Origin of the sequence: Streptomyces sp. NPDC048696, from assembly GCF_043198895.1 — a bacterium.
Taxonomy (GTDB): Bacteria; Actinomycetota; Actinomycetes; order Streptomycetales; family Streptomycetaceae; genus Streptomyces.
In genome coordinates, this window is sequence record NZ_JBICVJ010000030.1 from 39,088 (window position 1) to 54,057 (window position 14,970).

11 protein-coding genes and 1 tRNA gene are annotated in these 14,970 nt (G+C 69.7%); 6 read left to right on the plus strand and 6 right to left on the minus strand.

Features of this window, described 5'->3' with window-relative positions:
* The first annotated feature begins 78 nt into the window (after window positions 1-78).
* The 3 genes from hrpA (at window position 79) to ACGFRG_RS35330 (ending at window position 4,695) form a co-directional block, all read left to right on the plus strand.
* Complete coding sequence (gene hrpA / locus ACGFRG_RS35320; RefSeq protein ID WP_361432228.1) at window positions 79-4,011, plus strand: ATP-dependent RNA helicase HrpA; 3,933 nt, start codon at window positions 79-81, stop codon at window positions 4,009-4,011.
* 123 nt (window positions 4,012-4,134) lie between these two features.
* Window positions 4,135-4,209 (plus strand) — tRNA-Asp (locus tag ACGFRG_RS35325).
* A gap of 234 nt (window positions 4,210-4,443) precedes the next feature.
* Window positions 4,444-4,695, plus strand: a complete 252-nt coding sequence (locus tag ACGFRG_RS35330) for a DUF6274 family protein (RefSeq protein ID WP_393270683.1) — start codon at window positions 4,444-4,446, stop codon at window positions 4,693-4,695.
* A gap of 413 nt (window positions 4,696-5,108) precedes the next feature.
* On the opposite strand, the gene bldC is transcribed toward ACGFRG_RS35330, so the two are convergent.
* Window positions 5,109-5,315: a developmental transcriptional regulator BldC gene (gene bldC / locus ACGFRG_RS35335; RefSeq protein WP_003949541.1), complete on the minus strand. Its 207-nt coding sequence runs from the start codon at window positions 5,313-5,315 to the stop codon at window positions 5,109-5,111.
* Window positions 5,316-5,826: 511 nt separating this feature from the next.
* On the minus strand, window positions 5,827-6,669 hold the full coding sequence (locus ACGFRG_RS35340; protein WP_361432233.1) for a hypothetical protein: 843 nt from the start codon (window positions 6,667-6,669) through the stop codon (window positions 5,827-5,829).
* A gap of 177 nt (window positions 6,670-6,846) precedes the next feature.
* On the opposite strand from ACGFRG_RS35340, the gene ACGFRG_RS35345 reads away from it, so the two are divergent.
* Window positions 6,847-7,932 (plus strand): Glu/Leu/Phe/Val dehydrogenase dimerization domain-containing protein, encoded by a 1,086-nt coding sequence (locus tag ACGFRG_RS35345; RefSeq protein WP_361432235.1) that lies wholly within the window; start codon window positions 6,847-6,849, stop codon window positions 7,930-7,932.
* Window positions 7,933-8,213: 281 nt separating this feature from the next.
* Window positions 8,214-8,471: a DUF3073 domain-containing protein gene (locus tag ACGFRG_RS35350; protein ID WP_393270687.1), complete on the plus strand. Its 258-nt coding sequence runs from the start codon at window positions 8,214-8,216 to the stop codon at window positions 8,469-8,471.
* A 150-nt stretch (window positions 8,472-8,621) separates the two neighbouring features.
* On the opposite strand, the gene purM is transcribed toward ACGFRG_RS35350, so the two are convergent.
* The 4 genes from purM to ACGFRG_RS35370 form a co-directional block, all read right to left on the minus strand.
* Window positions 8,622-9,692, minus strand: coding sequence for a phosphoribosylformylglycinamidine cyclo-ligase (gene purM, locus ACGFRG_RS35355; protein WP_361432240.1), 1,071 nt, complete (start codon window positions 9,690-9,692; stop codon window positions 8,622-8,624).
* 45 nt (window positions 9,693-9,737) lie between these two features.
* Window positions 9,738-11,264: an amidophosphoribosyltransferase gene (purF, locus tag ACGFRG_RS35360; RefSeq protein ID WP_361432242.1), complete on the minus strand. Its 1,527-nt coding sequence runs from the start codon at window positions 11,262-11,264 to the stop codon at window positions 9,738-9,740.
* A 304-nt stretch (window positions 11,265-11,568) separates the two neighbouring features.
* Window positions 11,569-12,357, minus strand: a complete 789-nt coding sequence (locus ACGFRG_RS35365; RefSeq protein WP_393270689.1) for a sterol carrier family protein — start codon at window positions 12,355-12,357, stop codon at window positions 11,569-11,571.
* A 10-nt stretch (window positions 12,358-12,367) separates the two neighbouring features.
* Window positions 12,368-13,063 carry a TetR/AcrR family transcriptional regulator gene (locus ACGFRG_RS35370; RefSeq protein WP_393270692.1) on the minus strand — a complete coding sequence of 232 codons (696 nt, stop codon included), beginning with the start codon at window positions 13,061-13,063 and terminating at the stop codon, window positions 12,368-12,370.
* Between the two features lie 220 nt (window positions 13,064-13,283).
* On the opposite strand from ACGFRG_RS35370, the gene ACGFRG_RS35375 reads away from it, so the two are divergent.
* Window positions 13,284-14,732 carry an MFS transporter gene (locus tag ACGFRG_RS35375; RefSeq protein WP_361432249.1) on the plus strand — a complete coding sequence of 483 codons (1,449 nt, stop codon included), beginning with the start codon at window positions 13,284-13,286 and terminating at the stop codon, window positions 14,730-14,732.
* The last annotated feature ends 238 nt before the right edge of the window (window positions 14,733-14,970 follow it).

A 14,970-nucleotide genomic window follows, 5' to 3' on the forward strand; every position in this document is an offset into this window, starting at 1 on the left:
GGACGGCGGCGACGGCAGGGGACGGCACCCGAAATGCGTTCGCCACTCGTTGGCGCCGGGTGAGATCCTGAATCAGGTATGTCTACTTCCTTCGCCGATCTCCAGACCCTGCTGGCCGAGATCTCGCTGCGCGACGCCCACCGGCTCGGCCGCCGTCTGGACGGCGCCCGCCGTATCAAGAAGCCCGAGGCCCGGCAGGCCGTCCTCGACGAGATCGGGGCCGAGGCCGCCAAGTCCGCCGAGCGCGTCGCCCGGCGGGCCTCCCGCATGCCCGAGGTCACGTACCCGGAACAGCTCCCGGTCAGCCAGAAGAAGGACGACATCCTTCAGGCGATACGGGAGCACCAGGTCGTGATCGTCGCGGGCGAGACCGGCTCCGGCAAGACCACCCAGATCCCCAAGATCTGCATGGAGCTGGGCCGGGGCGTGCGCGGCATGATCGGGCACACCCAGCCCCGCCGGATCGCGGCCCGCACGGTCGCCGACCGGATCGCGGAGGAGCTGAACACGCCGCTGGGCGAGGCAGTCGGCTGGAAGGTCCGGTTCACCGACCAGGTCGACCAGGACGCGACCTTCGTCAAGCTGATGACGGACGGCATCCTGCTCGCCGAGATCCAGACGGACCGCGAGCTGCGCGCGTACGACACGATCATCATCGACGAGGCCCACGAGCGGTCCCTCAACATCGACTTCCTGCTCGGCTATCTGGCCCAGCTGCTGCCCAAGCGCCCCGACCTGAAGGTCGTCATCACCTCGGCGACCATCGACCCCGAGCGGTTCTCGCGGCACTTCGGCGACGCGCCGATCGTCGAGGTCAGCGGGCGTACGTATCCGGTCGAGGTGCGCTATCGCCCGCTCCTCGAAGAGGACAGCCAGGACGCCGACCGCGACCAGATCACCGCGATCTGCGACGCCGTCGACGAGCTCCAGTCCGAGGGCCCCGGCGACATCCTGGTCTTCCTCTCCGGCGAGCGCGAGATCCGCGACACGGCGGACGCGCTCAACAAGAAGAACCTCCGGTTCACGGAGGTGCTGCCGCTGTACGCGCGCCTGAGCCACGCCGAGCAGCACCGGGTGTTCCAGCAGCACACGGGCCGCAGGATCGTTCTCGCGACCAACGTCGCCGAGACCTCCCTGACCGTCCCCGGCATCAAGTACGTGATCGACCCGGGCACCGCCCGTATCTCCCGCTACAGCCATCGCACCAAGGTGCAGCGGCTGCCCATCGAGGCGATCTCGCAGGCCAGCGCCAACCAGCGCAAGGGCCGCTGCGGGCGCACCAGCGACGGCGTCTGCATCCGGCTCTACTCCGAGGACGACTTCGTCTCCCGGCCGGAGTTCACGGACGCGGAGATCCTGCGGACCAACCTGGCCTCCGTCATCCTCCAGATGACCGCCGCCGGGCTCGGCGACATCGAGAAGTTCCCCTTCATCGACCCGCCGGACCACCGCAACATCCGCGACGGCGTGCAGCTGCTCCAGGAGCTCGGGGCGCTCGACCCCACGGAGAAGGATCCCAAGAAGCGCCTCACCCAGATGGGCCGCAAGCTCGCCCAGCTGCCCGTCGACCCGCGCCTGGCCCGGATGGTCGTCGAGGCCGACAAGAACGGCTGCGTACGCGAGGTCATGGTCATCGCGGCCGCGCTCTCCATCCAGGACCCGCGCGAGCGGCCGTCCGACAAGCAGACGCAGGCCGACCAGCAGCACGCCCGCTTCAAGGACGAGACCAGCGACTTCCTCGCCTTCCTCAACCTGTGGCGCTACGTCCGCGAGCAGCAGAAGGAGCGCGGGTCGTCGTCCTTCCGCCGGATGTGCAAGCAGGAGTACCTGAACTTCCTGCGCATCCGCGAGTGGCAGGACATCTACTCCCAGCTGCGCACGGTCGCCAAGACGATGGGCATCCACATCGAGGAGCCCTCGGCGGGTACAGCCGTCCCCGAGCAGCACGTCCACGTCTCCCTGCTGGCCGGTCTGCTCTCGCACATCGGCCTGAAGGACACCGACAAGAACGAGTACCTGGGCGCCCGCGGCGCCAAGTTCGCGATCTTCCCGGGCTCGGCGCTCTTCAAGAAGCAGCCCAAGGTCGTCATGTCGGCGGAGCTGGTGGAGACGTCCCGGCTGTGGGCGCGCGTCAACGCGAAGATCGAGCCCGAGTGGATCGAGCCGATCGCCCAGCACCTGCTCAAGCGCACCTACAGCGAGCCGCACTGGGAGAAGGACCAGGCCGCGGTGATGGCGTACGAGAGGGTCACGCTCTACGGCGTGCCGATCGTCGCCAACCGCAAGGTCAACTACGGCCGTATCGACCCGGAGGCGTCGCGCGAGCTGTTCATCCGCAACGCGCTGGTCGAGGGCGACTGGCGTACGCACCACAAGTTCTTCGCCGACAACCGCAAACTCCTCACCGAGGTCGAGGAGTTGGAGCACCGGGCGCGGCGCCGCGACATCCTGGTCGACGACGAGACGCTGTTCGACTTCTACGACCAGCGCGTGCCCGAACACGTCGTCTCCGGCGCGCACTTCGACTCCTGGTGGAAGCACAAGCGCCATGACGAGCCCGAATTCCTGGACTTCGAGCGGGAGATGCTCATCCGGGAGTCGGCGCTGGCCGTCACCAAGGACGACTACCCGGACAACTGGCGCCAGGGCCGGCTGAAGTTCAAGGTCACCTACCAGTTCGAGCCGGGCGCGGACGCGGACGGCGTGACCGTCCACATCCCGCTCCAGGTGCTCAACCAGGTCACCGACGAGGGCTTCGACTGGCAGATCCCGGGTCTGCGCCAGGAGGTGGTGACGGAGCTGATCCGCTCGCTGCCCAAGCCGATCCGCCGCCACTACGTCCCCGCGCCGAACTTCGCGACGAGGTTCCTGGAGACGGCCCTGCCGTTGCAGGAGCCGCTGCCGACCACGCTCGCGCGTGAGCTCCAGCGCATGGTCGGCGTCCCGGTCACGGCCGACGACTTCGATCTGACGCGCGTCCCGGACCACTTGAAGATCACCTTCCGGATCGTCGACGAGCGGCGCCGCAAGCTGGCCGAGGACAAGGACCTGGAAGCCCTCAAGCTGCGGCTGCGCCCCAAGGCCCGGCAGGCCCTCTCCCAGGCCGCCGCGGCCGCCGCCCCGTCGGGCGGGGTCTCCATCGAGCGCACGGGCCTCACGGACTGGACGATCGGCACGCTCAGCAAGGTCTTCGAGACCAAGCGCGCGGGCCAGCCGGTGAAGGCGTACCCGGCGCTCGTCGACTCCGGGGAAACCGTCTCCGTACGCCTCTTCGACACCGAGGCCGAGCAGCGCCAGGCGATGTGGCGCGGCACCCGGAAGCTGATCCTGCTGAACATCCCGGTGAACCCGGCGAAGTTCGCCTCGGACAAGCTGACCAACCAGCAGAAGCTCGCCCTGTCCCGCAATCCGCACGGCTCCATCCAGGCGCTGTTCGACGACTGCGCCATGGCGGCGGCCGACCGGCTCATCGCCGAGCACGGCGGCCCGGTCTGGGACGAGGAGTCGTTCCGCAAGCTCTTCGACAAGGTGCGCGCGGACCTGGTCGACACCACCGTGCGGACCGTCGGGCAGGTGCAGCAGATCCTGGCCGCCTGGCAGGCCTGTGAGCGCCGTCTGAAGGCCACGAACAGCCTGGTCCTGATCAACAACCTCCAGGACGTACGGGAGCAGCTGGCGGCCCTGATGCCGGCCGGCTTCGTCACCGCGACGGGCCTGCGCCGGCTGCCGGACCTGATGCGCTATCTGGTCGCGGTGGACCGGCGCCTGCAGCAGATGCCGACGTCCGTGCAGCGCGACACCACGCGCATGGAGAAGGTCCACGAGATGCAGGACGAGTACGCCTGGCTGCTCGAACAGATGCCGCAGGGACGGCCCGTTCCGCAGGAGGTCCTGGACATCCGCTGGATGATCGAGGAGCTGCGGGTGAGCTACTTCGCGCACGCGCTCGGCACCGCGTTCCCGGTGTCGGACAAGCGGATCGTGAAGGCGATCGACGCGGCGGCGCCGTGATGTCCGTATCGCTGTGAGTGAGTTCGACCGGACCCTCTGACCTGCTGTACAGTCTGTCTCGCAGCCAAGCGAAAACGGCCGCAAAACTCCCCCAGTGCCTTAAAGGCCTGGGAGGGGCCCCCAGGTCCTGTGGAGCAGTTTGGAGTGCTCGCCACCCTGTCAAGGTGGAGGCCGCGGGTTCAAATCCCGTCAGGACCGCAGTGAAGTCGGAGCCCGCATCCCCACCGGATGCGGGCTCCGGCGCTATGGGCCCCCGAGGCCGCGCCCCGCGGCGGAGCCGCGCAGAAGACACGGCAAATCCCGTCAGGACCGCAGTAAGACGAAGGCCCGGATCCCTTGGATCCGGGCCTTCGTCGTATCCCGCCGTCTTGACGGCGTCACCTGCCACCGGTACCCAGAGAAGAAGCTGCGGGACCGGTCCGGAGGTGGCGCATGACGGCGTCGTCCGCGAGGCATGAGACCAGGGCGCTGCTGCGCGCCCATCTGTCGGCCGCGAGTGGCTACCGGCACCACACGGGCCGCTGCCCGGTCTGCCGCAAGCTCCTGCGGCTCGCGATGGAGCCCTCCGCGCTGGAGTCGGCCCTGGAGGCCGCCACGGAGGCGGCCGTTGAGGCCGCTCTGGAGCCGTCGGCGCCGGATCCCGCGCCCGTGGGCCCCGAGGACGAAAGTCCCGTCGAGCGGTGACCATTGGCCGGTTGGCAGGCCGCTGCGCGGTGGCAGGCTCCCTATAGGGAACGTGGGGCGGCCTTCCGGCGGCAGCTCCAGCGGCGTTCCGGTGACGCTCAGGCGGTGTGACGGGAGTCACCGAACAAGTTTTGGGAACCGGGGAACTTACACCGCACCTACAACCCCCCAATTTAATATGTGCAATTGCACCACCCATCCAGGGGTACGCGACTCCCCCTCCCGAGTACCCCCGCAAGCCCCCGCGTACCACCCGGATCGGGCGGGATCAGGGCATAAAAAAGATCGCGCTGGACCCGGCGGAGTCCAGCGCGATCAATGACGGTGAGCCCGTTGGGGCAGGCCTGCGTCAGTGGAGCAAAAGGTGGGCTGCCGGGGTGGGGGCCCCGGAATGCCCGTTATCGGGGTGTTGTTCAGGCCTCGCTACGCTGCTGCGGAATGCCCGCGAGCAGCGCACGGACCTCTGCTTCGCGGTACCGGCGGTGCCCACCCAGCGTGCGGATGGACGTGAGCTTGCCCGCCTTCGCCCAGCGGGTGACCGTCTTCGGGTCCACGCGGAACATCGTGGCAACCTCAGCCGGGGTCAGCAGCGGCTCGGCATCAGGGGTGCGAGCGGTCATGAGCGGCCTCCTCGGGAGAACCGAACCTTCTCGGTTCTTTCCTCTAAATTCTGCACCTTGACCCGCGTTGCCCGAAATGGCGGACGCGAGCCGAGTCGGTTATAGGACGAACGGCTTGTCCTCGGCACTACAACTACACCATCTGTCCAGCCACGTCGGCCAAACCGATGGAATTGCCCTCCCAGGTGTTCATCAGCGACGGAAGCCGATGGACCATGCCATAGCGGACAGTCACGCCACAGTGACGATCAGTCACAGAGCGATCAGGAGTCATCAGACCCCCCATAGCGTGCAATACCAAGCAATCCGCCCGTAGTTGGACGGAAGGAGCCCTCCCCGGACTCCTTGTCCTATTTTGGCACGAGGGTGGGGGATGGACGCAAGGGCCCAGTAAGTGCGTTCCGTCACGCTTGGGGGAAAGGCCCGTATCAGGACCTACGTCCCGGCGCACCAGTACGAACGACTCACCCGGACGAGGAGAACACGCGCCGTGAACGGCGCGCGTTCGCCCTCAGTTCGCGAGCCGGCGGTCCCTGACGGCCCGCCAGCGCTCCGTGAAGCGCTCGTACGCCTCGGCCGCCCCCGCGCCGTCCCCGGCCCGCAGCGCGGCGATCCCCTCGGCCACGTCGGCCGCCGAGCGGTCCGCCGCGAGCCGGGCCTCCGGCAGCGCGTGCACCAGACCGCCGTAGTCGAGCTCGACCAGCGAGCGCGGATGGAACTCCTCCAGCCAGCGGCCCACCTCGACCAGCCCCTCGATCAGCGGCCCCTCGTCGATGTGGTCGCGCAGCGTCCTGAGCGCCCGCGCGAGGCGGCGGCGGGCCTGGACCATGGGGGTGCGGTAGCGCAGCACCGGGGGTGCGCCGCTCTCCGCCCGGACATACTCGCGCTCTTCGTCCGAAAAGACTGTGAACCAGCTCACGGGCACATGCCAGACCGCCGTCAGGATCCACGGCCGGGCGTCCGGGTTCCGCTCGCGCCACCGCTCGTAGTCGGCCGCGGCCTGCCGGCGCACCACCGGCGGCAGCAGCGCGTCGAGCACCGGCGCCGGGTACTGGTCCGCCAGCTCCTCCAGCGCCCGCCACCCGCGCAGCCGGGTGCGCCACGGGCAGACGCACACCACCCCGTCCAGGTGCGCCACGAACGCCTCCGCGCTCTCGTGGACCGGGACGGCCACCGGCGGCGTCGGCACCAAATCCGCCAGCGCGCGCCGGAGTTCGTCCTGGGCACTGGGGGTACGCCCGCTCTCGGCGTACCGGGCCCAGTGGCCGCGCTCCGGTTCGGGGAAGGCCGCCAGCGGCTCGTACACCCGCAGATAGGACGCGTACGGGACGATCACCGAGGACACCACCGCCATGGGTCGAATCGTCCCACGCGCGGGGCGGGCGGGAGGGTGATCCTCGGCACTGCGCCTGATCTACGCACGCGTAGGACTTACTCTGCTCCCAGCGCGGCCCCGGGCGGGCCGCGACGACGGCCCGCCCCACCCGCAGGCGGGCCGCCAACCGCCGCTTCGTACTTGGGAGTCACCACCGTGACCGATGTGACCGACGGCGTCCTGCACACCCTGTTCCGTACGGACCAGGGGGGCCACGAACAAGTCGTGCTGTGCCAGGACCGCGCCTCGGGCCTCAAGGCCGTCATCGCCATCCACTCCACCGCCCTGGGCCCGGCCCTCGGCGGTACGCGCTTCTACCCGTACGCGAGCGAGGAAGAGGCCGTCGCCGACGCGCTCAACCTCTCGCGCGGCATGTCGTACAAGAACGCCATGGCCGGACTCGACCACGGTGGCGGCAAGGCCGTCATCATCGGGGACCCGGACACGATCAAGAGCGAGGAGCTGCTTCTCGCCTACGGGCGGATGGTGGCCTCGCTCGGCGGGCGCTATGTGACGGCGTGCGACGTCGGCACCTATGTGGCGGACATGGACGTCGTGGCGCGCGAGTGCCGGTGGACGACCGGGCGCTCCCCCGAGAACGGCGGCGCGGGCGACTCCTCCGTGCTCACCGCCTTCGGCGTCTTCCAGGGCATGCGGGCCAGCGCCCAGCACCTGTGGGGCGACCCGACGCTGCGCGGCCGCAAGGTCGGTGTCGCGGGCGTCGGCAAGGTGGGCCACTACCTGGTGGAGCACCTGGTGGCGGACGGCGCCGAGGTCGTGATCACCGATGTACGTGAGGAATCGGTACGCCGGATCCTCGACAAGCACCCGGGCAAGGTCACCTCGGTCGCCGACACGGCCGCGCTGATCCGTGTGGAGGGCCTGGACATCTACGCCCCCTGCGCGCTCGGCGGCGCGCTGAACGACGAGAGCGTCCCCGTGCTCACCGCGAAGATCGTGTGCGGCGCGGCCAACAACCAGCTCGCCCACCCGGGCGTCGAGAAGGACCTCGCGGACCGCGCGATCCTGTACGCGCCAGACTACGTGGTGAACGCCGGCGGCGTGATCCAGGTCGCGGACGAGCTGCACGGCTTCGACTTCGACCGCTGCAAGGCGAAGGCCGCGAAGATCTTCGACACCACGCTGGCCATATTCGCACGTGCGAAGGAAGACGGGATTCCGCCGGCCGCCGCGGCCGACCGGATCGCCGAACAGCGCATGGCCGAGGCGCGCGGTCGCTGACCCCTCGCGGCACCCGATCCGCCGACCGGCGAGACAAGACTCACGCCGGTCGGCGGGTCGGACGCCAAGAAGAGGTTAAAATCGCGGTTGACCAGCTAGGAAGGGGCTTCTTGCGGGTCCTGCGAAGTGGCACGTCATGCGGGCGGCGTACCGTATGGCCGCGGAAGCAGGTACCGTTGAACCCCTACGGACACGGTCTCTCCACGGAGAGCCCGTTCCGACTCATGAACGCGTGTCAAGACTCTGGGGCCGTCGAGCCCCGTCACCGAGGGGGTCGAGCCATGGGGCGCGGCCGGGCAAAGGCCAAGCAGACGAAGGTCGCCCGCCAGCTGAAGTACAGCAGCGGCGGGACTGACCTGTCGCGTCTGGCCAACGAGCTGGGCGCATCGACTTCGAATCCGACAGTGAGCCAACCGCCTAACGCGGAGCCGCTGGAGGACGAGGAGGATGACCCGTATGCCCGCTATGCGGACATGTACGGGAACGACGAGGACGAGGACGATGAGTCCGGTCCGTCGTCGCAGCGCCGCGGCGCTTGACTTCGCTGAATCCCTCTTTGGCAGCAGCTCTGGTTCTCGCTGCTCCGAGAACATAAGAACCCGGTCCAGGGCCAACGCCCCGGACCGGGTTCTGTGCTGCCCGCGAGTTCTGTGCTGACAGGGAGGGGCCTCGCGGCTCCTCCCTTTCGCCTACTTCGCGTAGTCGCCGGTCAGCGCGGCGCCCGTGGAGTGCTCGCCCCGCTCCGTGATCCCACCGGCGACCCAGGCGTCCACGCCCCGGTCCGCCAGCGCCGTCAGGGCCACGTCCACCGAGTGCTCGGGCACGATCGCGATCATGCCGACGCCCATGTTGAGCGTCTTCTCCAGCTCCAGGCGCTCGACCTGCCCGGCCTTGCCCACCAGGTCGAACACCGCACCCGGCGTCCAGGTCGAGCGGTCGACCGCGGCGTGCAGGTGGTCGGGAATGACCCGGGCCAGGTTGTTGGCCAAGCCGCCGCCGGTGACGTGGCTGAAGGCGTGCACCTCGGCGGTGCGCGTCAGGGCCAGGCAGTCCAGCGAGTAGATCTTGGTCGGCTCCAGGAGCTCCTCGCCCAGGGTCCGGCCGAACTCCTCGACCTGCTGGTCGAGCGACATCTTCGCCCGGTCGAAGACCACGTGCCGCACGAGTGAGTACCCGTTCGAGTGAAGACCGGACGACGCCATCGCGATGACGACGTCACCCGTGCGGATACGATCCGCGCCGAGCAGCAGGTCGGCCTCGACCACGCCCGTACCGGCGCCGGCTACGTCGAAGTCGTCCGGGCCCAGCAGGCCCGGGTGTTCGGCGGTCTCGCCGCCGATCAGCGAGCAGCCCGCGAGCACACAGCCCTCGGCGATGCCCTTGACGATGGCGGCGACCCGCTCGGGGTGCACCTTGCCGACGCAGATGTAGTCGGTCATGAACAGCGGCTCGGCACCGCACACGACCAGGTCGTCGACGACCATGCCCACGAGGTCGTGGCCGATGGTGTCGTACACGCCCATCTTGCGGGCGAGGTCGACCTTCGTACCGACGCCGTCGGTGGCGGAGGCGAGCAGCGGGCGCTCGTAGCGCTTGAGGGCGGAGGCGTCGAAGAGGCCGGCGAAGCCGCCGAGGCCGCCCAGGACCTCGGGACGCCTCGTCTTCTTCACCCACTCCTTCATCAGCTCGACTGCGCGGTCGCCCGCTTCGATGTCGACGCCCGCGGCTGCGTAGCTGGCACCAGTGGTCTCAGGAGGCATGGCTCTGAAGAACTTTCGTGTCGTACTGCAGGGTTCGTGCGGGCGCTACGGGCGACGCAGGGCGTCGGCCGCCGCCGTCGCGGCGGGACCCGCCGCGAGCTCGGTCTCCAGAAGCTGCTTGCCGAGCAGTTCGGGGTCCGGGAGCTCCATCGGGTAGACCCCGTCGAAGCAGGCGCGGCAGAGGTCGTCCTTGGGGATCGTGGTCGCCTCGATCATCGCGTCCGTGGAGATGTACGCGAGCGAGTCGGCCCCCAGCGACGTGCCGATCTCCTCGATCGTCATGCCGTTGGCGATCAGCTCGGCGCGGGTCGCGAAGTCGATGCCGAAGAAGCACGGCCACTTGACCGGCGGCGACGAGATCCGGATGTGGACCTCGGCGGCGCCCGCCTCGCGGAGCATCTTCACCAGCGCGCGCTGGGTGTTGCCGCGCACGATCGAGTCGTCCACGACCACCAGGCGCTTGCCCCGGATGACTTCCTTGAGCGGGTTCAGCTTGAGGCGGATGCCCAGCTGGCGGATGGTCTGCGAGGGCTGGATGAAGGTCCGCCCGACATAGGCGTTCTTCACCAGGCCGGACCCGTACGGAATGCCGCTGGCCTCCGCGTAGCCGATCGCGGCGGGGGTGCCGGACTCCGGAGTCGCTATCACCAGGTCGGCGTCGCACGGCGCTTCCGCGGCGAGTTTCCGGCCCATCTCGACCCGCGAGAGGTAGACGTTCCGCCCGGCGATGTCGGTGTCGGGGCGGGCCAGGTAGACGTACTCGAAGACACAGCCCTTGGGCTTCGCTTCAGCAAATCGGGAGGTCCTGAGCCCGTTCTCGTCGATGGCGACGAGCTCGCCCGGCTCGATCTCGCGGACGAAGCTGGCGCCGCAGATGTCGAGGGCGGCGGTCTCGGAGGCCACCACCCAGCCGCGCTCCAGGCGGCCGATGACCAGCGGGCGGATGCCCTGCGGGTCACGGGCGCAGTAGAGCGTCTGCTCGTCCATGAAGACCAGCGAGAAGGCGCCCTGGACCTGGGGAAGGACCTTGGCGGCCGCCTCCTCCACGGTCAGCGGCTTGCCGTCGTCGTCGGTCTGCCCCGCGAGCAGGGCGGTGACGAGGTCGGTGTCGTTGGTGGCGGCGACCTGGGTCGCGCGACCGTTCTCCTTGGGCAGCTCGGCGACCATCTCCGCCAGCTGGGCGGTGTTCACCAGGTTGCCGTTGTGGCCGAGCGCGATCGAGCCGTGGGCGGTCGCCCGGAAGGTCGGCTGCGCGTTCTCCCACACGGAGGCACCGGTGGTCGAGTAGCGGGCGTGACCGACCGCGATATGACCCTGGAGGGAGCCGAGAGAGGTCTCGTCGAAGACCTGGGAAACAAGCCCCATGTCCTTGAAGACGAGGATCTGGGAGCCGTTGCTGACCGCGATTCCCGCGGATTCCTGGCCCCGATGCTGGAGGGCGTAAAGCCCGAAGTAAGTGAGCTTGGCGACCTCTTCACCCGGAGCCCAGACGCCGAAGACGCCGCAAGCGTCCTGGGGGCCCTTCTCGCCGGGGAGCAGGTCGTGGTTGAGTCGTCCGTCACCACGTGGCACGCCACCGAGTGTAGGCGAGATCGACCACTGGTCCGAATTGGGGATAGCGACAAGAGGACCACGGTGGGTGGTTTGTGGCTTCTGCCGGACCGGCCGGAGGGCCGTTTTCCTGGCATTTTCCTGCCGGTTTCCCGCCGCGGCCGGATTCCGGCGCCCCGAGGAATGTGACGGAGCTCGCTCGGGGGTGCGAATTCGCCCGGGGGGCGGATGGGGCGGGGTCACTTGCCGTAGTCGTATGAATTCGGCGGTACGGGGGTGACGGCGGCGGGGGCGACGGGCTTTTTCGAGCCTCCGGCTCGGCACATCACGACATCAGCGGCAGGAGTCCCGAAAGGTCCGCGCGCTCGCCGCTCGCCGAGACCTCGGCCGCGTCGAGCGCCGCCGCCCATCGCGTACGGCCGGTGGCGAGGCGGAGCCAGGTGAGGGGGTCGGTCTCCACCACGTTCGGCGGCGTGCCCCGGGTGTGCTTGGGACCCTCGACGCACTGGACCACCGCGTACGGCGGCACCCGCACCTCGACCGAGCCGCCCGGCGCCTTCGCCGCGAGCGCGTCGGCGAGCAGCCGGGTGCAGGCGGCGAGCGCCTGGCGGTCGTACGGGATGCCGAGCCCGGGGACGGCGTCGTTCAAGTCGTCGGTGTGGAGGCAGAGTTCCACGGTCCGGGTGACCATGGCGTCGCCGAGGGTCATGGCGCCGGACCCGGGCGCGGGAAGAACCCGGACCAGCCGGTTGTCCGGCGCGTCCGGCAGCCGCGCCGCGATCCGCTCGGCCACGTCGGCGTACAGCGCGTCCAGGTCCGGCCGCTCGGCGGCGTACTCCCCCGGTCCCGCCCGGTCCGCGAACGGCCAGTCGAGGAGGGCGAGTTCGCGTGCGGCGGGCTCGGCCTCGTCGAGGGCGCGCACGACCGTGTCCAGGGTCAGGGCGAGGTGCGCGGCGAGGTCGCGGACCGTGCGGTCGCCGAGGCGGGTGGGCCGGTCGAGCTGGTCGGGCGTGAGGGCGCGGACCGCGTCCCGTACGTGTGCGAACTGGGCGAGTACCGCCGCGCGGGTCTTCGCCGGGTCGTAGCTGCGGGTGCGCTTCTTGGCCGGAGGCATGATCCAGAGCTTAGGCGGGCGATGCCGCCTGGGCTGCGGGCTTGGTCGCGTAGTCGCCGAGGCCGTGTTCGACCTGGTCGAAGGCCTGGACGGCGAGGCGGATGGCGTCCGGGGCGATCTCGTCGGCCGGGTCGCCGAGCAGCAGCCGCCGGTGGTTCTCGCCGATCAGCGTCGCGCGTACGGCCTCCAGCTGGGCCGCCGCGACCCGGGCCATGATCCGGTCGCCGGTCTCCTCGGCCAGCACCTCGGCCAGCAGGTCGGAGCCGCGGACGAGGGCGGCGTGGGCGCGGGTGAGCAGGACGGGCGTCTCCATGATCAGCCGGAGCAGCTGGATCACCAGCGGCCCGTCGTTCATCCCGATGGAGGCGTCGCGCTCGTCCACGGCGCGCAGATAGTGGCGGCGCATGGCCTGGACGGCGGACTCGCCCGGGGCGCGGTCGCGCACGGTACGAGCGGCGTCGTGGACATGGTCTTCGAGCGGCCGCAGGGCCAAGTCCTCTTTATTGCCGAAGTGGTTGAAGACGGTCATCTTCGACACCTCGGCCGCCTCGGCGATCTCGGCGACGGAGACCTTGTCGTAGCCGCGCTCGGTGAAGAGCTGGATGGCGACGCCCATCAGCCGCTGCTGGGTCTGAATCTTCTTGCGCTCACGCAGCCCCATGGCAGTGCCACTACCGCCGCCGGTCCGCTCACCCGTCTCCACCATGGAGCCAATGTACCAGGATGAATGTTTGCCCAGACATAAAAGTTGACTCGGTATAGATCTATGGGTCATGGTGGAGCCACGACGAGGGCGGGACCGCTGCCCCGGAGGGGGAATCACCATGTCCAGAACCTTGAGCACACCCATGCCGAAAACAGCTGAGCGGCCGGACATCGGGACGACCGGACCGTCCCCGACGCCTCCGCCGTCCCCGAGTTCCCCGATGTCGGAAGGCCGGACGCGGATCGCCTTCGCCCTCTGCCTGGTGACGATCCTGGTGGCCGTGCTCGACATGAACATCGTGTCGGCGGCCACGGTGCCGATCGTCCGCGACCTCGACCCGGTCCACGGCATGGACAAGATCCCGTGGCTGATCAGCTCGTTCGCGCTCGCGTCGGCGGCCGTACTGCCGCTGTACGGGAAGCTGTGCGACACGATCGGCGCGAAGAAGGTCTTCGTGGGCGCGCTCAGCGCGTTCCTGCTCGGCTCGGCGCTGTGCGGAGCCGCCCAGTCCATGGGCGAGCTGATCGCGGCGCGGGCGCTGCAAGGCGTCGGCGGCGGTGGCCTGATGAGCGTGACCATGGTCGTACTCGCCCAGCTCAAGGGCCCGGGCGACGGCTCCGGCCGGGGCAAGGGCGGCAGCATCGGCGGGATCGTGGCCGGCGCCGGAATGGCGCTCGGCCCCTGGCTCGGCGGCACGCTCGCCGACCGTGCGAGCTGGCGCTGGATCTTCTACGTGAACCTGCCGGTCGGCATCGCGGTGCTGGTCGGGGCCGTGCTGGTGCTGCGCCTCCCGGTCACGCCCGTACGCCACCGGATCGACTTCCTCGGCGCGGTCCTCGCGGCGGCCTTCTCCACGTCGTTGCTGCTGGTCACGGAGTGGGGCGGCAAGGACTACGCATGGACCTCGCCGGTGATCGTCGGACTCTCGGTGGCGAGCGCGGCGACGCTGGCGCTGTTCCTGCGCCGCCAGGCGACCGCTGCCGAACCGATCCTGCCGCTGTCGATGTTCAAGGTCCCGGCGCTCCGGCTCGGCTTCGTGATCCAGGGGCTGGTGGGCGCGGCGATGATGGGCACGCTGGTGTACGTGATGATCTACCTCCAGGTCGTCCGGGGCATCGAGGCCACGTCGGCCGGGCTGTATCTGATCCCCATGGCGCTCGGGATGACCGCGGTCGGCCTCGGGTCGGAGCGGCTGGCGGGGCGCGGCTGGTCGCAGAAGACGTTCGTGCAGACCGGAACGGTGCTGTCGGCGGTCGCGCTGGGGCTGCTCGCCACGACGGGGGTGACCACGTCGCTGTGGGCCGTGCGGGGTGAACTCCTGCTCATGGGCGCGGGGTTCGGCCTGCTCATCGGCCAGCTCATCCAGATCGTGCAGTCGGCCGCGCCCGCGCGTCAGCTGGGTGTCGCGACGACGGGGGTGCGGTTCTTCCAGACGCTGGGGAACGCGTTGGGGGCGGCGGTGTTCGGGACGGTGCTGAGCCGGGTGTACGAGTCGCGGGGCCCCGGCGGCTCGACGTCGACGGTCCGCGCCCTGTCCGGCGCGGCTCGGTCGTCGGGCCTGGACGCGCTGACGGCGGGGATGGATGTGGTGTTCGTGGGGGCGGCGGGGGTGATGGTGCTGGCGGCGTACTTGTCCACGCGCCTGCCGTCCCGGACACCGGGGGCTTGATCCCCCACCCCGCCCGTTCCCGCTGTGACATTTGCGGCTCCGCCGCGTGGCCTCCGGGGGTGGGTGGGGGTGGAGGTGGTTTTCCCGGGGGCTCCGCCCCCGGACCCCTGAGCGGGGGCTGCGCCCCCTGCACCCCGCTTTGAGCGTTCGGCTGCGGACCGTGCTGGCTTGTCGCGCAGTTCCCCGCGCCCCTTAGATGGGCCCTTCGGGCCCTCCTTCAGGGGCGCGGGGAACTGCG